This window comes from Pseudomonas sp. ICBG1301, from assembly GCF_016918385.1.
Taxonomy (GTDB): domain Bacteria; phylum Pseudomonadota; class Gammaproteobacteria; order Pseudomonadales; family Pseudomonadaceae; genus Aquipseudomonas; species Aquipseudomonas palleroniana.
Map to the genome: position 1 here is coordinate 36,347 of NZ_JAEKGB010000017.1, position 23,512 is coordinate 59,858.

18 protein-coding genes are annotated in these 23,512 nt (G+C 60.4%); 7 read left to right on the forward strand and 11 right to left on the reverse strand.

Annotated elements, in window-relative coordinates; translation table 11 throughout:
• Positions 1–304 precede the first annotated feature (304 nt).
• Positions 305–1,234 (reverse strand): LysR family transcriptional regulator, encoded by a 930-nt coding sequence (locus tag JBE38_RS26830; protein WP_205345526.1) that lies wholly within the window; start codon positions 1,232–1,234, stop codon positions 305–307.
• A 109-nt stretch (positions 1,235–1,343) separates the two neighbouring features.
• Between JBE38_RS26830 and JBE38_RS26835 the strand changes: the two genes are divergently transcribed.
• A complete protein-coding gene (locus tag JBE38_RS26835; RefSeq protein ID WP_090371875.1) occupies positions 1,344–2,843 on the forward strand; it encodes a CoA-acylating methylmalonate-semialdehyde dehydrogenase in 1,500 nt (499 codons plus the stop codon).
• Between the two features lie 248 nt (positions 2,844–3,091).
• On the forward strand, positions 3,092–5,641 hold the full coding sequence (locus JBE38_RS26840; RefSeq protein ID WP_205345527.1) for a hypothetical protein: 2,550 nt from the start codon (positions 3,092–3,094) through the stop codon (positions 5,639–5,641).
• Between the two features lie 71 nt (positions 5,642–5,712).
• Here the strand turns inward: JBE38_RS26840 and JBE38_RS26845 are convergent, their stop codons facing one another.
• The 4 genes from JBE38_RS26845 to xylA all read right to left on the reverse strand — a co-directional run bounded on the left by JBE38_RS26845 (position 5,713) and on the right by xylA (position 10,888).
• Positions 5,713–6,849, reverse strand: a complete 1,137-nt coding sequence (locus JBE38_RS26845) for a sugar ABC transporter permease (protein ID WP_090371873.1) — start codon at positions 6,847–6,849, stop codon at positions 5,713–5,715.
• Positions 6,850–8,403: a D-xylose ABC transporter ATP-binding protein gene (gene xylG / locus JBE38_RS26850; protein WP_205345528.1), complete on the reverse strand. Its 1,554-nt coding sequence runs from the start codon at positions 8,401–8,403 to the stop codon at positions 6,850–6,852.
• On the reverse strand, positions 8,400–9,401 hold the full coding sequence (gene xylF / locus JBE38_RS26855) for a D-xylose ABC transporter substrate-binding protein (protein WP_205345529.1): 1,002 nt from the start codon (positions 9,399–9,401) through the stop codon (positions 8,400–8,402). Before xylF ends, xylG begins: the two co-directional genes overlap by 4 nt.
• A 170-nt stretch (positions 9,402–9,571) precedes the next feature.
• Positions 9,572–10,888, reverse strand: a complete 1,317-nt coding sequence (gene xylA, locus JBE38_RS26860; protein ID WP_205345530.1) for a xylose isomerase — start codon at positions 10,886–10,888, stop codon at positions 9,572–9,574.
• 139 nt (positions 10,889–11,027) lie between these two features.
• Here xylA and JBE38_RS26865 point away from each other — a divergent pair, with 139 nt between their 5' ends.
• Complete coding sequence (locus JBE38_RS26865; RefSeq protein ID WP_060755418.1) at positions 11,028–12,203, forward strand: XylR family transcriptional regulator; 1,176 nt, start codon at positions 11,028–11,030, stop codon at positions 12,201–12,203.
• Here JBE38_RS26865 and JBE38_RS26870 read toward each other — a convergent pair.
• The 3 genes from JBE38_RS26870 to JBE38_RS26880 form a co-directional block, all read right to left on the reverse strand.
• Entirely contained in the window at positions 12,200–13,465 is a 1,266-nt protein-coding gene (locus JBE38_RS26870) for a carbohydrate porin (protein ID WP_205345531.1), read from the reverse strand. The two genes, JBE38_RS26865 and JBE38_RS26870, sit on opposite strands and share 4 nt — an antisense overlap.
• A gap of 56 nt (positions 13,466–13,521) precedes the next feature.
• A complete protein-coding gene (locus tag JBE38_RS26875) occupies positions 13,522–15,930 on the reverse strand; it encodes a glucose/quinate/shikimate family membrane-bound PQQ-dependent dehydrogenase (protein WP_205345532.1) in 2,409 nt (802 codons plus the stop codon).
• Positions 15,931–16,044: 114 nt separating this feature from the next.
• Positions 16,045–16,920 carry a bestrophin family protein gene (locus JBE38_RS26880; protein WP_205345533.1) on the reverse strand — a complete coding sequence of 292 codons (876 nt, stop codon included), beginning with the start codon at positions 16,918–16,920 and terminating at the stop codon, positions 16,045–16,047.
• A 335-nt stretch (positions 16,921–17,255) separates the two neighbouring features.
• On the opposite strand from JBE38_RS26880, the gene JBE38_RS26885 reads away from it, so the two are divergent.
• Together JBE38_RS26885 and JBE38_RS26890 are read left to right on the forward strand one after the other, a co-directional pair.
• Complete coding sequence (locus JBE38_RS26885) at positions 17,256–18,107, forward strand: hypothetical protein (protein ID WP_174554040.1); 852 nt, start codon at positions 17,256–17,258, stop codon at positions 18,105–18,107.
• Positions 18,108–18,110: 3 nt separating this feature from the next.
• Positions 18,111–19,151: a GGDEF domain-containing protein gene (locus JBE38_RS26890; protein WP_090371857.1), complete on the forward strand. Its 1,041-nt coding sequence runs from the start codon at positions 18,111–18,113 to the stop codon at positions 19,149–19,151.
• A gap of 2 nt (positions 19,152–19,153) precedes the next feature.
• Here JBE38_RS26890 and JBE38_RS26895 read toward each other — a convergent pair whose 3' ends face one another.
• Positions 19,154–19,756: a glutathione S-transferase family protein gene (locus JBE38_RS26895; RefSeq protein WP_090371855.1), complete on the reverse strand. Its 603-nt coding sequence runs from the start codon at positions 19,754–19,756 to the stop codon at positions 19,154–19,156.
• A 29-nt stretch (positions 19,757–19,785) separates the two neighbouring features.
• Complete coding sequence (gene mug / locus JBE38_RS26900; RefSeq protein ID WP_205345534.1) at positions 19,786–20,319, reverse strand: G/U mismatch-specific DNA glycosylase; 534 nt, start codon at positions 20,317–20,319, stop codon at positions 19,786–19,788.
• A gap of 160 nt (positions 20,320–20,479) precedes the next feature.
• Between mug and yghU the strand changes: the two genes are divergently transcribed.
• Together yghU and JBE38_RS26910 are read left to right on the forward strand one after the other, a co-directional pair.
• The gene (gene yghU / locus JBE38_RS26905; protein ID WP_205345535.1) at positions 20,480–21,307 is read left to right on the forward strand and encodes a glutathione-dependent disulfide-bond oxidoreductase; all 828 of its coding nucleotides are present in this window, start codon (positions 20,480–20,482) and stop codon (positions 21,305–21,307) included.
• A gap of 64 nt (positions 21,308–21,371) precedes the next feature.
• The gene (locus JBE38_RS26910; RefSeq protein WP_060755404.1) at positions 21,372–22,352 is read left to right on the forward strand and encodes a Dyp-type peroxidase; all 981 of its coding nucleotides are present in this window, start codon (positions 21,372–21,374) and stop codon (positions 22,350–22,352) included.
• Here the strand turns inward: JBE38_RS26910 and JBE38_RS26915 are convergent.
• Complete coding sequence (locus JBE38_RS26915; RefSeq protein WP_090371838.1) at positions 22,330–23,202, reverse strand: undecaprenyl-diphosphate phosphatase; 873 nt, start codon at positions 23,200–23,202, stop codon at positions 22,330–22,332. The genes JBE38_RS26910 and JBE38_RS26915 overlap by 23 nt on opposite strands.
• Positions 23,203–23,512: the final 310 nt, after the last annotated feature.

Consider the following 23,512-nt stretch of genomic DNA (forward strand, 5'->3'; position numbering starts at 1 on the left):
TAGAATCCCTCGCCAGAATGGCTGGCTGAATGAACAATGGCGGTTGGCCTTCACGGTATTCATGAACCTAGACGGTTGTGGTTTTTTTGCAAGTACGTCGAGTCACAACGGCTGTAACGTAGGCGGTATGGGCAAGATTTTTATATTCAATACAATTAGTTGTATTGAAATTCAGCGGGCGTCAATAACTTGTTATGAGCCCACATAGTTGAAGTGTTTGTTATGAGGATTATTGCCGCTGGCTATATGGTTTCTTATTAAAAAGCGGTTTGTCGAGAATGATTCCGCTTAATGTGCTTGTTGTTTATCCAATGAAACGAAACCCCGCTGATAACTTGTTCTTTAGATAGCCAACTAACGTACTGACCGACTTGGGTACATGGGGCGAGTAGGGGCGGATCAAGTAGATCTCATCGGCAAATACCCCTTTGAGTGTCCAACCCTTGAGCACCTTCACCAGCGTGCCGCTGGCCAATGCGGCGTGGGCACTGAAATCCGGAAGCAGGGCGATACCCAGGTGGTTGAGCGCCGAGTCGCGCAGGGCTTCGCTGTTGTTGGTGGCAAAGCTACCGGCGATGGGCACGGTGATACGCTCGGCGTGGCGTTCGAAGGTCCAGGCCGGTTGGTCGGCCCCGCGTGGATAGAACAGGCAATTATGCGCAGTGAGGTCGCCGGGTTCGCACGGCTCGCCGTGGCGTTGCAAGTATTCGCGGGTCGCCACCAGCACTGAAGCGGTGTCGCACAGCTTCCACGCCACATGGGTTTCCGGCACCTGGAAACCGTGGCGCACCGCCAGGTCGTAGCCCTCGGCCGCCAGCGAACTCAAGGTATCGGAAACATCCAGTTGAATGCGCACCTGCGGGTAGAGTTGCAAGAACTCCGACAGATGCGGCACCAACTGTTGCCGGGCAAAGGCCACCGGCGCGGTGAGGCGCACCAGGCCGCGAATCTCCCCGGCCGAGTCGCGTACCGAAGAGAAACTGCGCGCGATTTGGGCATAGGCGCTGCGTACTTCGCGGGTCAAGGATTGCCCCGCATCGGTCAGTCGCACGCTGCGTGTGGTGCGGGTGACCAACCGTGTACCGGTGGCTTTCTCCAGGTCCGAGATGCGCTGGCTGACGGCGGACTTGCTCACGCCCAGGCGCGCCGCGGCGGCGGTGTAGGTGCCTTGCTCCTCCAGCACCGACAGCCAGTGAATATGGGTCCACAACCCCTCGATCTCGGCTTTTTCCATGCTGCTATTGTTCGCTTGTATGGACAATAAGTTCTGAATTCTGCTCTGGTTGGGAACAAAGCGAAAGCCTATCGTGGCTTCCATTGCCATCCACCAGGGAGCCTCTGCCATGACCACCACCCTCGAGCACTACATCAACGACCAGCGCGTGAGCCGCGATGATCGCTATCAGGACGTCTTCAACCCGGCCACTGGCGAAAAGACCGGCCGCGTCGCCCTGGCCAGTCGCCAGACCGTGTCCGAAGCCGTCGCCGCTGCCCAGGCTGCGTTCGCCGGTTGGGCCGACACACCGCCGATCCGCCGTGCCCGCGTGTTGTTCGAGTTCCTGCACCTGCTGCGTGAGCGCAAGGATGACCTGGCGCGCATCATCGTCGCCGAACATGGCAAGGTCTTCACCGATGCCCAGGGTGAAGTCGACCGTGGTATCGACATTCTTGAGTTCGCTTGCGGTATTCCCAACCTGCTCAAGGGCGAGCACTCCGACCAGGTGTCCCGTGGCATGGACAACTGGACGATGCGCCAGCCACTGGGCGTGGTGGCGGGCGTGACGCCGTTCAATTTCCCGGTAATGGTGCCGATGTGGATGTACCCGATCGCCATTGCGGCGGGCAACACCTTCATCCTCAAGCCGAGCCCGACCGACCCGAGCGCCTCGCTGTTCATGGCCGAACTGCTGCGCGAAGCCGGCCTGCCCAAAGGCGTGTTCAACGTGGTGCAGGGCGACAAGGAAGCAGTGGATGCGCTGATCGAACACCCGGACGTCAAGGCCGTGAGTTTCGTCGGCTCCACGCCGATCGCCCAGTACATCTACGAAAGCGGCGCCCGTCACGGCAAGCGCGTGCAAGGGCTGGGCGGCGCGAAAAACCACATGGTGGTAATGCCCGACGCGGATATCGAGAAAACCGTCGACGCACTGATGGGCGCCGCTTACGGCAGTGCCGGCGAGCGTTGCATGGCCATTTCCGTCGCCGTGCTGGTAGGCGATGTGGGTGACAAAGTCATCGCCGCCTTGACCGAACGGGCCAAGCAACTGCGCATCACCGATGGCCGGGACTTGAAAGCCGAAATGGGCCCGATCGTGTCCCGTGCCGCGCTGGAGCGTATCAGTGGCTACATCGAACAGGGCGTGCAAGCCGGTGCGCAATTGCTGCTCGACGGGCGGGGTTACGTGCCGTCCGAGGCCGGCCTGGAACACGGCTTCTGGCTCGGCGCCACGCTGTTCGACCACGTGACCCGGGACATGAGCATCTACCGCGAAGAAATCTTCGGTCCGGTACTGGCCTGCGTGCGCGTCAACGACTTCGCCGAAGCGATCAAACTGGTCAACGACCACGAGTTCGGCAACGGCGTCAGCTGCTTTACCCGCGACGGCCACATTGCCCGCGAGTTTGCCCGGCGTATCGAAGTCGGCATGGTCGGCATCAACGTACCGATCCCCGTGCCCATGGCTTGGCACGGGTTTGGCGGCTGGAAGAAGAGCCTGTTTGGCGACATGCATGCCTACGGCACGGAGGGTGTGCGCTTCTACACCAAGCAGAAGTCGATCATGCAGCGTTGGTCGGAGAGCATCGAACAAGGCGCCGAATTCGCCATGCCGGTGTCCAAGTAACGACCTGAAGAACACCGCCGGGAAACTGTGGGAGGGGGCTTGCCCCCGATGGACTGCGTAGCAGGCCCATTTTTGAGGCCGCTGCGCGGCCTATCGGGAGCAAGCCCCCTCCCACAAGTTTGGTCGCATTCAGGCATCCATCGTGCAATGGAACAATTTCTTACCTCAGTACCACACAGGGTGGACAAATCTACCGCCGTGTTTCCTACCGTGGTCGAGAGAACATTCCACTCGCATGATGATGAATAATGACCACCAATATTCTTGCATTTCCTACTGATCGCCATTGGGCCAGAAACCTTGAAGGGGGCGCAGAAACAGCGAGCAGTCGTACCAAACGATCTTCGGATTCTGACGCAGCGGGCAACAGTGAGGCGCCCAAATCCGCATCAGGCCCCTCAGCCGCCAGACCGCCTCAGGTCACTGGCGACTTATCGGCCCATGCGGGCAAAAATAATGCGCCATCGGAACTCAGCAAAAGCTCTGTGAGTTGGGTGAGTTATCAGCACGGTGTCAACCTGGCCGAAGCCATCGAGCCGGGCTCTTCGAAGCGGATGACCCAGGATGAACTGATCGCCTTGCCCGGCAAAATGAGTGCTATGGCGGTGACACCCGAACAGGCGCTATTGATTGAGTCGACGCGCATTGGCCCCGCGCTGGAGTGGGCCGTTGCCAACGGCATTCTTGAAGATAAAACCGAATTTTCGCAGGCGGACATTCAAAAAGCCCTTGCCGCATTGGATCAGCATCTTGAAAAGATGGCGGGTGCCATCGCTAGCCTCTCTAGCCCCATGCCAATGAGGAAGGATTATTTCCTTGGGACGCAACAGGTATCGCCCATCAAAGGCCATGCCGATCCGGATAATAAAAAATACCCGGTGGCTATCTACGATGACCAAAAATTCGGCGAAGACTTCAAAGCCGATCTGGCGAACAAGAAAGCCGCCTACGGCACGATAATCCAATACGCTCTCTCAACGCTGCCCCCGGCGGATCAAATCGCCATAGCGCACGGTGACGTCGGTGTGTATGCGATGAAGTCACCCGGAGAGGGCGGCGAGCCCGAGCGCACTACGTTCTTGATTAAAGCGGTTCACGAAGGAAAGACGAAGGTCTATGAAGTCAACCCTGAACGGGGGACCGTGGTTAAGCGGGACGATTACGTCGGTGTCTTTCAGGGCCACAGTGTCATCGGAAAACAACGTTTACCCGACGGCAGTTATGCGAACGCATTCACCGCGTGGCCAAAACCCAGCATTCAAGGGCAGCGCTATGAGGCGAAAGCTGATCGGCCAGTGGGCGCCCGATCGGACAATACGCCGTTTTCCGCCCAGCTTTATACGTTGGAACCGCTAGCGACCTTTCCGGCCTCTGCGCAAGGCAGCGCCGGAAAGCCAACCTATCAGGCAAAGTTCGTGGAGCGAACCGGCCAGATCGGCACGACGGTGTCGGAAAAACTGTTTTTTATGAAGGATCTGGATTTGCTGGAGAGGGCAAAAGAGGATCCGGAGCGCGTGACTGAAGCCGAGAAAGAGGACAGAGAAAACTATCAGGCATTCAAGGCCGACAGGGAGAAACGTCGTGAAATCCTTAAAGGTTTCGTGCCTTTTTGGCACGGTGTCGAGGCAATAGTTGCCGGCCGCCCACTCGAAGGCATCGCGCAAATATGGATAGATCTGCTTTCACTGTTTACGCCTGTTGAACAAGCCGCCGCTGGCTTGACGAGGGGGGTTGTCCGATGGGTCAAACCCATCCTCCCGAAGTTCTTGAAGCCGTCGGTAAATTTTGCGAGTTACAGCTTAAAGCCTGGGGTTGCCGGGGTTAAATGGGAAGGCGGCGTACAGGGTTTGAAATGGGCACCCAATGCTTCCAAAAAAGCCTCTCAGGGCATTGAGCAGTTCAAGGCTGCCGCCGTGCCGTTGCCCCGCAGTCAACCGGGTGTCAGGCCGATTGAGCTGAATGGTGTGAAGTATTTTGTTTCCGAAAAACCTGATGCCGGCGATGGCGTCCACTATGTGTTACGCATCGCCAAACCGGATGACCCTACGCAGTTAGTCAGTAGCGGAAAAATTGCCAAGCCTGATGACGCAGGTGTCTGGAAGAGAAGAGGCGTCGAGGGCGGCGGGAAAATATCAGAGGTTTTTTCGCAAAAATATAGAGATGCCCGTAAGGAACTGGCTGGCGTTGTGGAAAAACACAAGCAGTCAGGGGGCGCGCTCTCCGAGCAGCAGAAGGACGAGTTCACCAAGACCCTCACTAAACTTGTCGGAGAAAGTAATGCTGATGATTTTGAGCATGTGGGTACTTATACTCGCGCAGGCTCAGACTTCGTCAATCAGCCCCTGCGTGCGAATCGGCGTACGCCGGAACTTGAAGCGTTTTTGCGTGAGTTTGATCAATTAAAGCCCTATGAGGGCAAGGCGTATCGTTCGGCGTTCGTCACCCCAGAGGGTGCAAGCCGGCTTAAAAATGGCGTAGGCAAAGTCTTCCAGGATCCTGGGGTACAGTCCGCCTCGGCGACCGTGCACAATTCAGTGGAGTGGGAAGGCTGGGCGAAAGGCGTGGCAAAAGGTAAAGGGGAGGGGACTCAGCAGGTCGTCTATGTCTTTGATGAGTCCATACCAAAGAAGAACGTATCAACCAGTTTCTTGAAGGATCATGTCGCGATCGGCGCGGGCCAACCCATCAAAGTATTGGCTGTCCAGGAACACGGTGGAAAGTTGTTCGTCTATTTTTCGTCGCCTTCCGAGGTCCCTGACCATCTCTACAATATCTACAATGGCGCCCAGATTTATTGACGTCGTACGCTTTCGGCACGGACGCATAGCCACGCTCATTCCCACGTTCAGTGGGAATGAGCGTGGCGGGTTCAGCGCCGCCCAGCCCGCGTACTCACATCCACCCACACCGCCAGCACCAGAATGCTGCCCTTCACAATCATCTGCCAGTAACTGTCCACATCCAGCATCGACATACCGTTGTCCAGGCTGGTAATCACCAACGCCCCGAGCAACGCGCCATACACCGTGCCCGAACCGCCGCGCATGGACGTGCCACCGATAAAGCACGCAGCAATGGCGTCGAGTTCACCCATGTTGCCCGCCGACGGCGAGCCGGCCGCGAGGCGGGCGGTGTTGACCAGGCCGGCGAGGGCGCACATCACACCCATGATGCCGAAGATCCATAGCTTCACCGCCTGTACGTTGATACCCGACAGGCGTGTGGCTTCCATGTTGCTGCCCACCGCGTAGACGCGACGACCGAACACGGTCTGGCTGGTGACGTAGCTGAACACGCCGAGCAGCACCAGCAATAACAACACCGGCACCGGGATGCCGTCGTAGCTGTTGAGGGTGGTGACGAACCCGGCCAACACCACGCCGATCACCCCCACGCGCAACCCATCACGCACTCGCGAGTGCGCCGCCAGGCCATGCAAGGCGCGGTTGCGCCGCTGCTTCCAGGTGAGAAACACGGTCAGCGCAAACAGCAGCACGCCCAGGCCGACTCCTACCGTATGCGGTAAATAGCCCTGGCCCACGTACACCAGTGACGGCGATACCGGTGCGATGGTGGTACCGCCGGTAATCCCCAGCAGAATCCCGCGAAACGCCAGCATCCCGCCCAAACCGACGATAAACGACGGGATACGCAGGTAAGCCGTCATGTAGCCGTTGGCCAAGCCGATCATCAGCCCGCACAACGCCACCAGGCTCAGGTTGGCCAGCAGCGGAATGTGGTACACCACGTCCAGGATCGCCGCGAGCCCGCCCAGCAGCCCGAGCAACGAGCCCACCGACAAATCGATCTCGCCGCTGATGATCACCAGCACCATGCCGCAGGCCAGGATTCCGGTGATCGACATCTGCCGCAGCAGGTTCGACAGGTTGCGCGGCGTCACGAAGCCGCCTTCGGTCTGCCAGCTGAAAAACAGCCAGATAAACGCCACGGCGATGACCAGGGCCAGCATTTTATAGCGGGTAAAAAGGTGTTTGACCTGATTCATCTACGCGGTCTTCCGATCATGATGGTTTTGGCTGAGCGCGGCGGCGAGCACCTGTTCCTGGGTGAGGTCTTCATTGATAAAGTCGCCACGCAGTTGGCCGTCGCCGATCACCAGCACGCGGTTGGACACGCCCAGCACTTCGGCCAGTTCCGAGGAAACCATGATGATCGACACGCCTTCGGCCGCCAGCGCGCCCATCAGCTTGTAGATCTCGTACTTGGCGCCCACGTCCACGCCGCGTGTGGGCTCATCGAGGATCAGCACCTTGGGCTTGGCCATCAACATCTTCGCCAGCACGGCTTTTTGCTGATTGCCACCGGACAGGCTGGTGATCGACAGCGACGGGCTGGCCGTCTTGAGGTGCAGGCGGGCGATCTGTTGCTCGATGCTGCCCAACTCGGCTTCGGCGTCGATGCGCGTCAGGCGCGAGTAGGTTTCCAGCACGGTCAGGGTGATGTTCTGGCCCACCCCGAAATCCGGAATAATGCCTTGGCGCTTACGGTCTTCGGGCACCATGCACAGCCCTGCGCGGATCGACTTGAGCGGCGTGCGCGTGTCGACCGGCACGCCGTCCAGCCACACTTCGCCGCTGTAGCGGCCGGGGTAGGCGCCGAACAGCGCCGATACCAGTTCCGTGCGTCCGGCGCCCACCAGCCCGGCGATGCCGAGGATTTCCCCGCGCCTGAGCACAAAGGAAATATCGTCAACGCGTTTGCGCTTGGGGTTGTCGACGTCATAACAGGTGACGTTGCGTGCTTCGAAAATCACTTCGCCCACCGCGTGGGGTTCGGTGGGGTAGAGGTTGTTCATCTCGCGGCCGACCATCTGGGTGATGATCTGCGGGATATCCATGTCGGCCATGGCGGTGGTCGCGATGTGTTTGCCGTCGCGGATCACGGCGATGGTGTCGCACACGGCCGCCACTTCATCGAGCTTGTGGGAGATGTACACGCAGGCCACGCCCTTGGCCTTGAGGTCTCGGATGATATCCAGCAGTACCTCGATTTCCGAACGGGTCAGGGCCGAGGAGGGCTCATCGAGGATCAACAGGCGTGCCTGTTTGTTCAGGGCCTTGGCAATTTCCACCAATTGCTGGTAACCGCCGCCGTATTGCGACACCGGCAACGCCACGTTCATGTCCGGTACCTTGAGCTCGCGCATCAAGGCTTCGGCGCGGTGGAGCATGGCCGGGTAGTTCATGCGCCCGCCGGGCAAAGTCAGCTCGTGGCCCATGAAGATGTTCTCAGCCACCGACAGGTCAGGCACCAGGGTCAGCTCCTGGTGAATGATGACGATGCCGGCAGCCTCGGTTTCGCTGATGGACTGGGCCTTGAGCGGTTGCCCATCCCAGAGGATTTCACCCTCCCAGGTGCCGTGCGGATAGACCGCCGACAGCACCTTCATCAAGGTGGATTTACCGGCGCCGTTCTCACCGCACAGGCCGACACATTCCCCCGGCCGCACGTTGATATCGATACCGTTCAGGGCGGGCACACCGCCAAAGGTCTTGACGATGCCGCGCATTTGCAACAGGTAGTCGGACATGACCATCATTGCCCGGCAATCTGTGCCTTGGTATAGAACCCGTCCTTCTCCAACAGATCGATATTGGCCTTGGTCAGCGGGGTGGGCGTGAGCAGGATGGTGTCGACCTTTTTGCTGCCGTTGTCGTATTGCGAGCTGTAGCTAGGTTTTTCATTGCGCGCCAGTTGTACCGAGAGTTTGGCCGCCTCGGTGGCGATCAGCTTGAGCGGCTTGTACACGGTCATGGTCTGGGTGCCGTCGAGCACGCGCTTCACGGCGGCCAGGTCAGCATCCTGCCCCGAGATCGGCACCTTGCCGGCCAGCTTCTGTGCGGCCAGGGCCTGGATTGCACCACCGGCGGTGGCGTCGTTGGAAGCGACGATGGCGTCGATCTTGTTGTCGTTACGCGTCAGGGCGTTTTCGACGATGCTGAGGGCTTCGGTAGGGTTCCATTCCTTGACCCACTGCTGGCCGACAATCTTGATATCACCCTTGTCGATGGCCGGTTGCAGCACCTTCATTTGGCCTTCGCGCAGCACCTTGGCGTTGTTGTCGGTGGGGGCGCCGCCGAGCAGGAAGTAATTGCCCTTGGGCGCCGCTTGCAGCACGCCGCCGGCCTGCATCTCGCCGACTTTTTCGTTATCGAAGGAGATGTACGCGTCGATATCGGCATTGAGGATCAGGCGATCATAGGACACCACCTTGATCCCGGCCTTCTTGGCTTCGGCGACGGCGTTGGTGAGTACGGTCGCGTTGAACGGCACGATGACGATCACATCGACACCACGGGAGATCAGGTTTTCGATCTGGGAAATCTGCTTCTGCTCGTTGGCATCAGCCGACTGTACAAACACTTTGGCATCGAGCTTTTCGGCTGCCGCCACAAAGTAGTCGCGGTCGCGGGACCAGCGTTCCAGACGCAGGTCGTCGATGGAAAAGCCGATTTTCGGGTGAGCGGAATCAGCCATCACCGGCAGGGCGAGCAAGGCCAGGGCCGAGGCAAGAAGAGTGCGTTTGAATGACTTCATAGTGGTGCGTCCTTTTATTGTTGTAGTAAGACTCTGTAGTGAGCGGGCTCGCCCCGCGCTGGGTGGCGCAGCCGCCCCAAAACCAGGCACCTCGGTCTTTCTGAAACACCCTGGCGTCCCTGTCTGGGGCGGCTGCGCCACCCAGCGCGGGGCGAGCCCGCTCACTACAATCAGCTGTAGATAAAGCGGTTCACGACACCTTCGAGCATCTCCTGTCGCCCGCTCACGGCCTGCGGGTTCAGCTCATGGGCAAACGCATGCTCGGCCAGGGACTCCAGGCTGTACTCGCCGGCCAGTACGGCCTGGCCCAGCGGCTGTCGCCAACCGGCATAACGCTGGTCCTTGAATTGTTGCAAGCGGTCGTTCTGCACCATGGCGGCTGCGCGTTCCAACGCCAGGGCCAAGACATCCATGGCGGCCACGTGCCCGTGGAACAGATCGACTTCGTCCAGGCTTTGGCGACGGACCTTGGAGTCGAAATTGTAGCCGCCATTCTTGAAACCACCGGCCTTGAGGATTTCATAAGTGGCGAGGGTCATTTCCTCGACGCTGTTGGGGAACTGGTCGGTGTCCCAGCCGTTCTGCGGGTCGCCACGGTTGGCATCGATGCTGCCGAAAATGCCAAGGGACACGGCGGTGGCAATCTCATGCTGAAAACTGTGCCCGGCCAGGGTCGCGTGGTTGGCCTCGATGTTCACCTTGATTTCCTGTTCCAGGCCGTACTCATGCAGGAAGCCGAACACCGTGGCGCTGTCGTAATCGTACTGGTGCTTGGTCGGCTCCTGGGGCTTGGGCTCGATCAGCAGGTCGCCCTTGAAGCCGATCTTGTACTTGTGCTCCACCACCATGCGTATAAACCGGCCGAGCTGCTCGCGTTCGCGCTTGAGGTCGGTATTGAGCAGGGTTTCATAGCCCTCGCGACCGCCCCACAGCACGTAGTTGGAGCCCTTGAGCCGCAAGGTGGCGTTCATTGCACTGCACACCTGGGCGGCCGCATAGGCAAACACCTCCGGGTCCGGGTTGCTGGCGGCGCCGGCGGCAAAACGCGGGTTGCTGAAGCAGTTGGCGGTGCCCCATAACAGCTGGATGCCGGACTGTTCCTGATGACGCTCCAGGTGATCGACCATCTGCGCAAAGTTATGGCGATATTCCTTGAGCGAGCTGCCTTCGGGGGCGACGTCCGTGTCGTGAAAGCTGTAGTAATCGATACCCAGTTTGGAGAAGAACTCAAAGGCGGCCTGCGCCTTGCAGATCGCCAGCTCCATCGGCTCGCCGTTGCGCTGCCAGGGCCGCTTGAAGGTGCCCTGGCCGAACACGTCCGAGCCCGGCCAGACAAAGGTGTGCCAATAACAAACGGCCATGCGCAAGTGCTCGCGCATGGGTTTGCCGAGGATCAGTTTGTTGGCGTCATAGTGGCGGAAGGCGAGAGGCGCGTCGCTGTCGGGGCCTTCGAAGCGGACCTTCTCGACACCAGGGAAATACTGCATGGCGTTTTCCTTATTGTTCTTGGCGGTGTCTGGATACTAGCAACGGCGTTGGGCCCGCCGATTATGAAAATCACCAAGGGAGGGTGCGATTTTGAGTGGCGGGGTTTAGTCTGTGGCGACTGGCCTCAGGACAAAAACAATGAAAACCCTACCGCCCGTTCACCGTATCGCCCTGTTGTTCAACGGCAGCAAAATCTACGATCGCGGCATCATCGCCGGCATCGGCAACTACCTGAGCAGTACCCGTGCGTCGTGGGATCTGTTTCTGGAGGAAGACTTTCTGTGCCGCCTCAAAGGCATCGAGCATTGGCAGGGCGACGGCATCATTGCGGATTTCGACGACCCGCTGATCGGCGAAGCGCTGGCCGGGAGCCGCTTGCCGGTGGTGGCGGTGGGCGGCTCCTACGAGGATGTGCGTGCCTACCCCAAGGGCATTCCCTATGTGGCCACCGACAATCATGGCCTGATGAAGTTGGCGTATGAACATTTGATCGAGGCGGGGTTGACCCGGTTTGCCTGTTTCAGCTTGCCGCCGGCCCAGGCCAACCGCTGGGCGCAGGAGCGCGAAAAGGCCTTTCGCAGCCTGTTGACGCGTGATGGTGTGCCGGTGGAGATCTATCGCGGCCTGGGCACCAGCGCACCGCTGTGGGACAGCGCGGTGGAGCAGCAGATTGCCTGGCTGGAAAGCCTGCCCAAACCCATCGGCATCATCGCCGTCACCGACGCCCGTGCCCGGCAACTGCTGCAAGCCTGCCTGACGGCCGGGATCGCCGTGCCGGAAGAAGTGGCGTTGATCGGCATCGACAACGACCCGTTGACCCGCACCCTCACGCGGGTGCCGCTGAGTTCGGTGATCCAGGGCACCGAGACCATGGGCCGTACCGCCGCCGCCCTGTTGCACCAGATGCTGCACGGCAAACCTTGCGCCGGTACGCAGATCCTGGTGCCGCCGGAGGCGATCAACGTGCAAGCCTCCAGCCTGCACCAACCCTTGGGCAACCCCTACGTGATGCAGGCGTTGCTGTTTATCCGCCAATACGCATGCCAGGGTATCAAGACCGCCCAGGTGGCGGCCTATGTGGGCGTATCACGCTCATCCCTGGAGTCGCACTTTCGCAAGGAACGTGGCTGCAGCGTGCACGACGAGATCCTGCGCTTCAAACTGGCGGCCGCCGCCAAGGGCCTGGAGAACCACCGCGTGGCGATTGCCGAGGTTGCCGCGCGCTGCGGCTTCAAATCGGCGCAGTACCTGCACACGGTGTTTCGCCGGGAGTTCGGCTGCACGCCACGCGAATACCAGCAGGGCGCGGCCTAGAACACGGCTTTGACCTGCAACCCTACGACCAGCGCGTTATCGATGTTTTCACCCGAAAACGCACCCGGCTCGATGATGTATTGCACATCCGGGCGCAGGGTCAGCCAGGGCGTGGCCTGGTAGCCATAGCTGAGTTCGATCAACTGCTCGGCATTGTTCAGGTCGGGATACTCGGTCCCCGCCTTGAAGGCCGCCAGTTCCTGTACGTCACGGCTGCGAGGGTTCGGCACCGCACGGCCGTAACCCAGGGCGACGGTATCGCGTGGCCGACCTTCGAAGGGCTTGTACAGCACCAACCCAGCGCCGTACCACTTGCTGAACGGCGACGCTGCTTCACTGGCTGCCGAGTACTGACCGAAAGCATGCAGCGTGCGCCCGGCGGAGGCCTCGGAGGCCCACACCGCCTGGTCGATCAGCAGGTAATGGCCGCCACGCCCGTTGACCTCTTTATTGCTGCCGATGCGTTTGACGTTGGAGCTGTCGTAGTAATAACCCAACTTGTACTCACCGGGCAGCGCGCCTGCGTGTTTGTACACCAGTTCGATCGGTACCACGGTGCCGGTGGTGTGTTTCGGGTCCAGGCGCCAGGCGCGGCTGGAGTTACCGTTGCTCTCGGGGTCGACGTTGAAGGCTGCGACGCGCAGTTGCCAGGACGGTGAAAAATCGTATTTCACGCGGGCACCCAGGCGCGCATTCGGGTAGTTGGTCCAGCCGCTGCCGCCGGACATGTTCAGCGGATGCCCGCAGAAACCGGCGTTCATGAAGTTGCACAGGATGCCGCTGTCCAGGCCGCCGAGGTCATTGCCCATGGCCATGTAGCCCAGCTTGACATTAAGCGCTGGGGTGAACAGCGTGCGCTCGTAGCTCAGTTCGGTGAGGCGGGTGTAGAGGCCGCCGTAGTTTTCCTGGATCGGCAGGCGGTTACCCACCAGATCCTCGGAGGCGCTGTTGCCGCGCCGGTCATTGATCGTGACCTGGATGCGGTCGCCATGGTTGAAGCCGTAGAGCTTGCCCAGGTCGAACTGCACGCCGAGCTTGATGTTCTGCGAGTAACGCGCCGCACGGTGTTGGCCGCCGTCGGCGTTGTAGGCGGTCTCGCCGCTGTAGTCGCCGGTGAAGCGGATGCCTTGTTCGTCGAGTTCACGGCGCAGGCCGCCCCAGTCGCCGGTCAAGGTGGTGTCGTCGGCTTGTGCGGGCAGCGCGGCGCCAAAGGCCAGGCCCAGCAACAGGCGCCCAATGGACGTAGGAGAAACGGGGAGCATGCAGGTTCTTCCAAATAGACGGCGCGGTGCCGAAGCACCGCGCAAACACAGGGTTTTTATGGCAGGGCGTAGGCGATCACGTAGTCGCCACGGTCGGTGGACTGGCGTGCGCCACCTGCGGTGATGACTACGTACTGCTTGCCGGTTTTCGGCGAGACGTAGGTCATCGGGCCGCCCTGGCTGCCGACGGGCAGGCGGGCTTTCCAGATTTCTTCACCATTGCCGCTGTTGAAAGCGCGCAGGTAGAAGTCCTGGGTGCCGGCGATAAAGATCAGGCCGCCCTGGGTCGACAGCGTACCGCCAAGGGTCGGCAAACCGATCTTGATCGGCAGGTGCATGCGGATACCCAGCGGGCCGGTGTCTTCCACGGTGCCGACCGGCACTTGCCAGGCGACTTTCTGGGTCTTCATGTCGATCGCGGTCAGGGTGCCGAACGGCGGTGCCTGGCACGGAATACCGGCCACCGACAGGAAGCGGTTTTTGTTCACCGCATACGGCGTGCCCTTGAGCGGTACCGCGCCCATGCCGGTGTTGAGTGCTTCACCGCCGGACGAGGCCTGGGCCTTGTTCTGCGACGGGATCATCTGGATCCACAGGCCCAGGCGCATGTCGTTGACGAAGATAAAGCCGTGCACCGGGTCGGTGGAAATACTGCCCCAGTTCATGCCGCCCAAGGAACCTGGGAAGCTCAGCGATTTATCGGTGCCCGGCGCGGTGTACAGGCCGTCGTAGCGCATGCCTTTGAAGTCGATGCGGCACAGCAACTGGTCGTACGGCGTGGCACCCCACATGTCCGCCTCGGTCAGGGTTTGCGCGCCGATCTGCGGCATACCCAGCGATTTAGGTTGGGTCAGCGAGTAAGGCTCGTTGGGGATGTTCGCCGCCTTGACGGGCACTTCCTTGACGTCGGTCAGCGGCTTGCCGGTGGCGCGGTCGAGCACATAGATCTGCCCGGCCTTGGTGCCGATCACCACGGCGGGCACGGCTTTGTCGCTACCCGGCGGGGTGAAGTCGATCAGGCTCGGCTGCATCGGCAGGTCGAAGTCCCACAGGTCGTTGTGGACGGTCTGGTAGACCCATTTTTCGCTGCCGGTGGAGGCATCCAGTGCCAACACCGAGGCGCCGTACTTGTGGTTGAGCTGGGTGCGTTCCACGCCATAGATATCGGTGGAGGAACTGCCCATCGGCAAGAACACAGTGTTCATCAATGGGTCATAGGACATCGGTGCCCAGCTGTTCGGCGTGCTGCGCACATACGTGCTGCCGGCTGCAGGAGCTTGCTTGTCTTCGGGGTTGCCCGGGTCGAAGGCCCAGCGCATTTTGCCGCTGATTACGTCGAAGCCCCGGATCACGCCGCCGGGCATGTCGGTCTGCACGTTATCCGCCACGCGCCCGCCGACCACCACGGTGGTGCCGGCCATCAAGGGCGCCGAGGACAATTGGTAGTAGCTGTCCGGTACGTCGCCCAGGCCGGCTTTCAAGTCCACCTGACCATGGGTGCCGAAGTCTTCGCAGAATTTACCGGTGTCGGCATCCACCGCGATCAGGCGCGCATCAATGGTGTTGGTCAGCAGGCGACGCTGGCATTGCGCACCGGCCGGTAGGCTGGCGGCGAGGATCGGCGAGCTGTTGGGCTGCGTCGGTTGGGCAATCGGCGCGGTGGCGTCGAAATACGCCATGCCACGGCAGCGCTGCCACACCGCCGACTTGGCGTTGATCTCGTTCTTCCACAGCTCTTTGCCGGTGTCGGCATCCAGCGCAATCAGGTTGTTGTGGGGGGTGCAGATAAACACCTTATTGCCGATCTGCAACGGTGTCAGTTGGTCTTCGGCACCGTTGCCGTCGCTGATCGCCACGTCGCCGGTGTGGTAGGTCCAGGCCACCTTGAGCTTATTGACGGTGTCGCGGTTGATCTGGTCCAGTGCGGCAAAGCGGCTGCCGCCTTCGGTATTGCCGTAGTGAGCCCAGTCTTTTTGCGCGTCGGCCGCAGCGACCGGCGTGATGCCAGGGCCTTGACCGGTCGACGCGACGCTTGGGTGGGCGACAAACATATTGCCTGCCGCAACCGCCACGCCCACCGCCAGCACGGCGGCAATCGCATAGGCGCCCCGTGCCGGCCGGTTGACCAGCAGCGGGTACACCAGCGCCACGACCACGCCGATCACCGCAAACATGAACAGTCGCGAGAACATCGGCCAGAACACCAGGCCCACATCCGCGATCGCCCACACGGCGGTCCCTACCAGGAACGTCGCGAACAACCAGGCGCCCGCCGGTTTGCGCTGGGCAATCAACAGCCCCGACACCGCCATCGCCAGGCCGCCGATCAGGAAGTACCAGGAGCCGCCAAGGCTCACCAGTTTGGCGCCGCCCACGGCCAGCGCCACGCCGAGCAGGGCGATGATGACGCCCAGGCCCAGCAGGAGAAATCTAGAGGCGCCGGTGGCGCGCGATGCTCGTTTCATATCGATAAATGCTCGAAGGTGAGAGGCAGAGGCGCGATTTTAGCAATATAAGTAACCAGTTAGTACATTATGCTCGGTAATAGTCTGTTACCGGCTCGGCGATGATGCCCGGCGTCAAGCCAGGGCATCACGCTGCATGGATTGCAGGTTCTTCTCGATGGTCTCGCAGATGTTTTCCATCTGTATCTGGTGTTCGCTGGAGCGAAACGGGCTTTGCAGGTCGGTGCCGATGCGTTCGATCGCCAGCAGCATGAAGCCCACCACCGTTGAGGCCAGCGGGGTGAACCAGCCCAGGGACTCCACCAGGCCCACCGGCACGATCAGGCAAAACAGCGAAATGAACAACCGGGGGAAATACACGTAAGGGTAGGGCAGCGGCGTATTTGCAATCCGCTCCATGCCGCCCTGGCTGTTGGATAAATCCACCAGCGTCGACTCCAGCCGCGCCAGGCGAATGCTGTCCAGGCGCCCGGCCTGGTATTCCCGGGCCAGCAAGGTCGCCGAACCGGTGAGCAGGTCATTGGCAAAGTTATTGGTGGCGCCGTTGCGTGCGAACTCGTCTGCGGGAATAAACGCACGCACCTCATCAGGGCAAGGGCGACCCCTGAGGTGCGCCGCCAGGCAGTTCACATAGGCGACGTGGCGACGCAACAAAGTCGATTTGATCGGGTTCACCTCGCCCTGGACATCATCGAGCAAGGTCAACACCTGGCGGGCGTAGCTGCGCGAGTTGTTGACCATCGCCCCCCACAGCGTGCGCGCTTCCCACCAACGGTTATAGGCGCTGCTGTTACGAAAGCTGATCAATACCACCAGGGCCGAACCCAGCAGTGTCAGGGGCATCAGCGGCAGGTTGATCTTGGCATTGAGAAACAGCATGAAATCCACCGTGACGGCGATATCCCACAACAGCAGCCAGAACAATGACCAGCCCACGTAACCCAGGGTTTTGACGATCAGACGGTATTTCTTGAGGAGGGCGGCTTTCAAGTGGAGACCTCGCGAGGCTGTGGGTAGTCAGTGCATTGATTCGGACGTGCGCAGCCAGGCAAAGGTTCGCTGATCAATGCGAGCGAGGAGTTATTCAATAAGTACAAGGCGTAAGTGTTGGAGAAGTGTCACAAGAGTTCTCTGGATTGTGGGCGTTCAGCGCCTTGGAACAACTTTGGTATTGATGATGTGTGGTCGGCCAATCGCTGTACATTGCGCCATCAGGCAAAGCGCCATTACCTGAAGTTTTGCGACGTGATTTGTTGTGGGACCGGGTCACGGAAACTTCTGTGGCCGAGATCAGTGGAAGACAGTTGGTTGGTCAGGGCTCATTCATGCACGTCAGTTCGTTGAAGTTGGCTATATGTCACACGGCGCAGGAGCTCGAACGCCATGTGGATTTTGAACGTTCCATCCGGGCCCACTACACGGTGCAGTTGGGCCCCTATTCAAGACGGCCGTTTTTCTATAAGAGCGCACTCAAATACAGCCGTTTGATGGTGTCGTTTGCGTTGTTGAGTGAATACTTCCGCAAGCCGACGCCGTTACTGTCCGAGGTCAAAACCTTTTGTGTGGCGCGCGGGTACTGCTCGCGAAACAGCCTGGAGTCGATCTTTTCGTTACTACGTGCCCTGGGTTTCATGGAAGTCGCGCCACACCCGGAAGACAGCCGTTTCCGAGTGTATTCACCGTCGGAGGAAGCCTGTCGCGAAGTGCGTCTGATGCTGGCGTCGATTACCCACTCATTGACCCGGATGTGCCCGGATCGCGCCACCTTGCAGCGCATGCATGCGCTGGATGACCAGCAGTTCCTGGCCACCTATTTCAAAGGCTTTGGCGTCATCCTGGCCGCCGACCTGACCGTCGATGTGTTGCTGCCCGAGTGTTACTGGCTGGTCAAGCGAGATGCCGGGCATATGTTGATGCTCGCCATCTACAACGATGCGTTTGCGCCGGACAATCAACGGGCACGCTTTCGTTCGTCTTCCTACCTGGCACTGGCCAAACAACTTTCAGTATCGAAAACCCACGTCATCCGAGTGGTTCAGGAGGGGGTCGAAAAGGGCTACTTCAAAGTCCACTCCAAGACCCGATTGGAAGTGCTGCCGCGATTTGCCAGCCTGGTCCGGCGGTTCATGGCGTTTTCATTTGCGGTGAGCGTGCATGCCGTCGAGATGGGAGCCTAAAAGATGCCTGCTCACTTGAAGTTGAGACCCAGAATGCGCCGGTTGCTCTCGCCGGCGGTCACCTGGGCCGAAGGGATAGGGATTGTGGCCTGGGTGGGCCAGTTGCTGATTCATCCGGGCATTGAGTTCGACGGTATCACCTTGTTGATCAGTATCTGCCTGCTGGTGGTGTGCCGGCTTCATTATGTGGTCGAGAACTTTCACCTGTGGCGGGCGCTGGGCATTGTCTACGTGGTGGTGCTGTCGGCCGGTTTTGCCTATGTCATCGAGGCTCAGGACGCGTTGCGTATTTTTGTGCTGCCGCTGGCGGTCACACTGGTCATCAGCAGCGCCATCCTGTTTATCAGTGTTCGCGACTATCTGGTCTGCACGGCATTGGTGTGGCTGATCCTGTGGCCGTTGATGCAGACCGATAACTACGCTCAAACGCAGACCTACCTGTGGATGTTTTGCCTGTCGTCGGTGTCGATCGGCTTTGTCTTGAGCTTTTCTTATTTGAAGACCTTGCGTTCGGTACTGCTGGTGGAAAGTGAGTTCCGCGTGATGGCGGAGACCGATTACCTGACCTCCATCCTCAACCGCCGCGCGTTCATGCAATGCTTCGACAACCTGATCGCCGAGGGGCAAAGCGGCTACTTCCTGATGCTGGATATCGACAGTTTCAAATCCAAGAATGACCTTTACGGCCACGATGTCGGCGACAAGATCCTGTGTGCCATGGCCACCTGCCTGAGAAATGCCCAGGGCAGCCACAGTTTCGGCCGGATCGGCGGCGAGGAGTTCGGCGTGCTGTGGCTGGGCGATGACTCGGCGCTGGCCTGCGACTTTGCCCTGGACCTGTTGCAAGCGATCCGGCGCAGTGTCGCCGCGCCGCATAACTACACCTGCAGTGCGGGCATGGCGCGGTTTTCAGCGGGGGCGGAGCTGTCGGTGGTGCTCAAGAGCGCCGACAGGAATTTGTACAGCGCCAAGCGTAATGGCAAGGATCGCGTTTATCTGGAGGGCGAGCTGGTCGCCGCACCGTGTGGTGCGACGACGCTGTGAATTTACTCGATCGGGTAGCGTTTGAAGGCTGGATGCTGTTCCAACTGCTCGGCGTGGCGTTGCAGGTTGGCAAATGCGTCGGCTTTCACCACCGAGGGTACGGTGAATTGGCTGAAGGACCAGGCCACTGCCGCCGTCAGCGACGCCTGGGAGATCGCGTTACCGGCGGCCTGGCCCAAGTGTTTGTCGAGCAAGCCAAAGGCGGCCAGCAATTGCCCGCTGACCCGGTCGAGCCAGGGGGCGTGTTGCTTCTCGGCGGGGCGCAGGTTGTGCTCATACACGATCTGCACGCTTTTCTCACAGGCGGCCAGCGCCAGCCCGAGCAGTTGCAGATCGCGGGCACGTGCGGCGGGCGAGGGGGGCAGCAGCTTTTTGTCAGCCGGGGCCAGGGTTTCCAGATAGTCCAGGATCAGGCTCGAATCCATGAGTACCGTGCCATCGTCCAGCACCAGGGTGGGCGCCTTGACCACCGGGTTGATCTGGGCGAATTCGGTGTAAGTGCTGAACACCGAGAGTGCTTCATGGGTGAAGTCCACCCCGTACAGGTCCAGGGATATGGCCACGCGGCGTACGTAGGGCGAGTCCAGCATGCCGATCAGTTTCATGAAGCCTCCATTGCTTGCGGGTATCGGGCTCAAGAGAGTAAGGGCATCGGCTCGGCGCGCGCAATCGCTTCACGCAGCGGCTGGTAGGCCTGAACCAATTGTTCCAGGCTGAATGCCAGGTTGCGCCCACTGGGGTTGGGCAGTACCCACACCGAGGCCTCGGCGAAGGGTTGTGGCTGCAACCCCCAGGCGAGGGTGCGCTGGCCGGAGAGTGCGCCGTAACCGGCCTTGCCGAGAAACGCCAGGTAGCGCGGCCGACAGCGGCGGATTTTCTGTTCGAACGCTGTCGCCGCCTGCAGGAATTCATGCCGGGCCAGTTCCCCCGCGCTGGCGGTGGGCCGCTCCACCAGCGTGGTCAGGCCGCAGTGGTATTGCAACAACGTGGGGCCGTCCTCGGGGTGAATCTCATGGGGCGTAAAACCCGCCAGGTGCAGCGTGCGCCAGAAGCGGTTGCTGCGATTGGCAAAGTGCTGGCCGATGGCGGCGGAGCCCTTGCCGGGGTTGATACCGCAGAACACCACGCTCAGGTGCTCGGCGAGGATGTCTTCAAGCCGCTCGTTCATGTCGGGTCTCCCTGCAAATGGGTCAGCAGCCACGCGGTGAAATGACGCGCCATGGGCGACAGCACGCCGTAAAGGGCCATTTCCACTGCGTGACCAACCATCAACCTTTGGTTTAGTCTGGAGCGCTTCGTTGATCGAAAGCGCCTCTGGAGCACTCAGCATGACCGATTACGTACCGCCTGAAGTATGGACCTGGGACAGCGAAAGTGGTGGCACCTTCGCCAGTATCAACCGGCCGATTGCCGGCGCGACTCACGATAAGGCACTGCCGGTCGGCAAGCACCCGTTGCAGTTGTATTCCCTGGCCACGCCGAACGGGCAGAAGGTCACCATCCTGCTCGAAGAGCTGTTGGCCCTGGGGCACAAGGGCGCGGAATACGACGCCTGGCTGATCAAGATCGGCGACGGCGATCAGTTCGGCAGCGGCTTTGTGGCGGTCAACCCGAACTCCAAGATCCCGGCCTTGATGGACCACAGCGGCGATACGCCGATTCGGGTGTTTGAGTCGGGGGCGATCCTGCAGTACCTGGCGCAGAAGTTTGGCGCGTTCTTGCCGACCGAGCCGGCCGCGCATGCCGAGTGTTTGTCGTGGTTGTTCTGGCAGATGGGCAGCGCACCCTATCTGGGCGGTGGTTTTGGACATTTTTATGCGTATGCGCCGAGCAAGATGGAATACCCCATTAACCGGTTTGCCATGGAGACCAAGCGCCAGCTCGATGTATTGGACCAGCGTTTGGCGGTGAGCCAATACATTGCCGGGGATGAGTACACCATTGCCGATATTGCGATCTGGCCCTGGTATGGCGGGTTGGTGAAAGGGCGTCTATATGGCGCGGCGCAGTTTTTGTCGGTGCATGAGTACAAGCATGTGCTGCGCTGGGCCGAGGCGATCGAGGCACGGCCGGCGGTGCAGCGCGGGCGGCGGGTGAATCGGACTTCGGCCGATGAGGGTGTGCTTGAACGGCATGCGGCGAGTGATCTTGACTGATCTGTCGGATATGAACTGCTAATCTGCGCGAATTCAAACCTCCTTTAGCCTGTGGAACCTCATCATGAAAACCTGCCCGGTACGGCCGCCCCTGGAGCCGCAGTCTGTTTGCCACCCGATCACCAGCAGCGCGATTTTCATGGTCGCCACCCTCGCACCCGGTAACGTCGACAGCGTGCGCGCCTGGTGCGCCGATATCGCCGGCCTGGTGCGTTCGGTGGGCAAGCGCGTACCGTCGGGCAACCTTACCTGTGTGTGCGGGTTTGGCTCCCAGGCGTGGGACCGACTGTTCGGCGCGCCGCGCCCGGCGGCATTGCATCCGTTTCGCGAGTTCGGTGTAGAAGGGCGCAAGGCGGTGGCCACGCCAGGGGATATTCTCCTGCACATCCGCGCCGATCAGATGGACCTGTGCTTCGAGCTGGCCACCCAGTTGATGGCGGCCTTGGGCGACAGCGTGAAAGTCGTGGATGAGGTCCAGGGTTTCCGTTACTTCGATATGCGCAGCATCATCGGGTTTGTCGACGGCACCGAGAACCCGGTGGGGCGCAAAGCCGAGGCGTTCGCCCTCGTCGGCGACGAAGACCCGGGTTTCAGCGGTGGCAGCTACGTGCTGGTGCAGAAATACCTGCACAACATGACGGCCTGGAACGGCCTGACGGTGGAAGCCCAGGAAAAGGTGATCGGGCGCACCAAGTTGGCGGACATTGAGCTGGATGACGAGACCAAGCCGACCAACTCCCACAGCGCGTTGACAGTGATCACCGACGAAAACGGCGAAGAAGTGAAAATCCTGCGCGACAACATGCCTTTCGGGCGCCCCGGCGCCGGGGAGTTCGGCACCTACTTCATCGGCTATGCGCGTTCGCCGCAGCCGCTGGAGCAGATGCTGGAAAACATGTTCGTCGGCCGTCCGGTCGGCAACTATGACCGCTTGCTGGACTTCAGCACGGCCGTCACCGGGAGCCTGTTTTTTGTGCCGTCGGCCGACCTGCTCGAGGAGCTGGCCGACCGCGAACCCGGTCTTAGCCCAACAACCCCGTGCTGACCGCCACAATCAGGAAAACCCCCAACAGCGCGCGGTAGATCACGAACGGCCAGGTGGAGAACCGCTCCAGGAACTTCATCAGGCCCCAGATCGCAAAGAACGCCGACACGCTGGCAACCACCAGCCCGAAGAGCAAGTGCGACCAGGCATGGGCCGGCATCTCGGCGTGCAGCAGCACCCACAGTTCCTTCAAACCGGCCAGCGCAATGGCCGGCAGGCCCAGCAGGAAGGAAAAGCGTGCGGCTTCTTCACGCTTGAAGTTGAGAAACAGCGCGGCGGTCAGGGTCGAGCCCGAACGCGATACACCTGGGATCAATGCGCCGATCTGCGCGATACCCACGATCAAGGCGTCACGCAGGCGCATTTCGCTCACTTCCCGGGTATGGCGAGCCCGCACCTCGGCCACCGCCAGCAACACGGCCATGACCACGCAGGAAATGCCGATCACCATCAAGCCACGCAACGGCGAGTTGCAGGCGTTCAGCGTGGAAGACAGCGCCAGGCCGGCGATGCCGATCGGAATGGTTGCCAGCACAATCGCCACGGCCAACTTGAACCAGCGGTCGTTGTAGTCACCGCGGCGCACCGCGCTGATGCTGCCGGTGGTGACCTGGCGCACGTCGCGCCAGAAGTAACTGACTACCGCCGCCAGCGCCGCCAACTGCATCGCAGCGGAAAACGCCGAGCCGGGGTCTTGCCAGCCGAGCAGTGCAGGCACCACACGCATGTGGGCGGTGGACGACACCGGCAAGAGTTCGGTAATGCCCTGGATCACGCCCAGGATGAAGATCTGCAGGTAGTCCAGGGAGGCAAAACCTACGTCAAGGCCAGCTGTACAAACGTTCGTCAAAATAGGTGTCCTTGAATAAAAAGGGCGGCGTAATTGGCTAATGCCAGTCAGTTAAGGCTTAACGCGGTCATTGTGGGAGGGGCGGTGCGACGATTCGACTTGCTCCCGATAGGCCGCGCAGCGGCCTCAAAAATGGGCCTGCTACGCAGGCCATCGGGAGCAAGCCCCCTCCCACAGGTTATCCATCGTCTGCTCTATCGCTTAACTGACAGGCATTAGGGTAATTGGCAAAGTTTATTCTAAATGTTTCAGGATTTTGGCCGGGGCAGGATAAATACGCAATCGGTTCAGCCAACAGAAAGGTTGGACA

What these genes read in the sequence shown, in the direction of transcription:
- JBE38_RS26840 (WP_205345527.1), top strand. Translation starts at nt 3,092, where the DNA reads ATGACCACCAATATTCTTGCATTTCCTACTGATCGCCATTGGGCCAGA.
- JBE38_RS26835 (WP_090371875.1), top strand. Translation starts at nt 1,344, where the DNA reads ATGACCACCACCCTCGAGCACTACATCAACGACCAGCGCGTGAGCCGC.
- xylA (WP_205345530.1), bottom strand. Translation starts at nt 10,888, where the DNA reads ATGCAGTATTTCCCTGGTGTCGAGAAGGTCCGCTTCGAAGGCCCCGAC.
- JBE38_RS26910 (WP_060755404.1), top strand. Translation starts at nt 21,372, where the DNA reads ATGAAAACCTGCCCGGTACGGCCGCCCCTGGAGCCGCAGTCTGTTTGC.
- JBE38_RS26875 (WP_205345532.1), bottom strand. Translation starts at nt 15,930, where the DNA reads ATGAAACGAGCATCGCGCGCCACCGGCGCCTCTAGATTTCTCCTGCTG.
- JBE38_RS26865 (WP_060755418.1), top strand. Translation starts at nt 11,028, where the DNA reads ATGAAAACCCTACCGCCCGTTCACCGTATCGCCCTGTTGTTCAACGGC.
- JBE38_RS26870 (WP_205345531.1), bottom strand. Translation starts at nt 13,465, where the DNA reads ATGCTCCCCGTTTCTCCTACGTCCATTGGGCGCCTGTTGCTGGGCCTG.
- JBE38_RS26845 (WP_090371873.1), bottom strand. Translation starts at nt 6,849, where the DNA reads ATGAATCAGGTCAAACACCTTTTTACCCGCTATAAAATGCTGGCCCTG.
- yghU (WP_205345535.1), top strand. Translation starts at nt 20,480, where the DNA reads ATGACCGATTACGTACCGCCTGAAGTATGGACCTGGGACAGCGAAAGT.
- xylF (WP_205345529.1), bottom strand. Translation starts at nt 9,401, where the DNA reads ATGAAGTCATTCAAACGCACTCTTCTTGCCTCGGCCCTGGCCTTGCTC.
- JBE38_RS26885 (WP_174554040.1), top strand. Translation starts at nt 17,256, where the DNA reads ATGCACGTCAGTTCGTTGAAGTTGGCTATATGTCACACGGCGCAGGAG.
- JBE38_RS26830 (WP_205345526.1), bottom strand. Translation starts at nt 1,234, where the DNA reads ATGGAAAAAGCCGAGATCGAGGGGTTGTGGACCCATATTCACTGGCTG.
- JBE38_RS26890 (WP_090371857.1), top strand. Translation starts at nt 18,111, where the DNA reads ATGCCTGCTCACTTGAAGTTGAGACCCAGAATGCGCCGGTTGCTCTCG.
- JBE38_RS26895 (WP_090371855.1), bottom strand. Translation starts at nt 19,756, where the DNA reads ATGAAACTGATCGGCATGCTGGACTCGCCCTACGTACGCCGCGTGGCC.
- xylG (WP_205345528.1), bottom strand. Translation starts at nt 8,403, where the DNA reads ATGATGGTCATGTCCGACTACCTGTTGCAAATGCGCGGCATCGTCAAG.
- mug (WP_205345534.1), bottom strand. Translation starts at nt 20,319, where the DNA reads ATGAACGAGCGGCTTGAAGACATCCTCGCCGAGCACCTGAGCGTGGTG.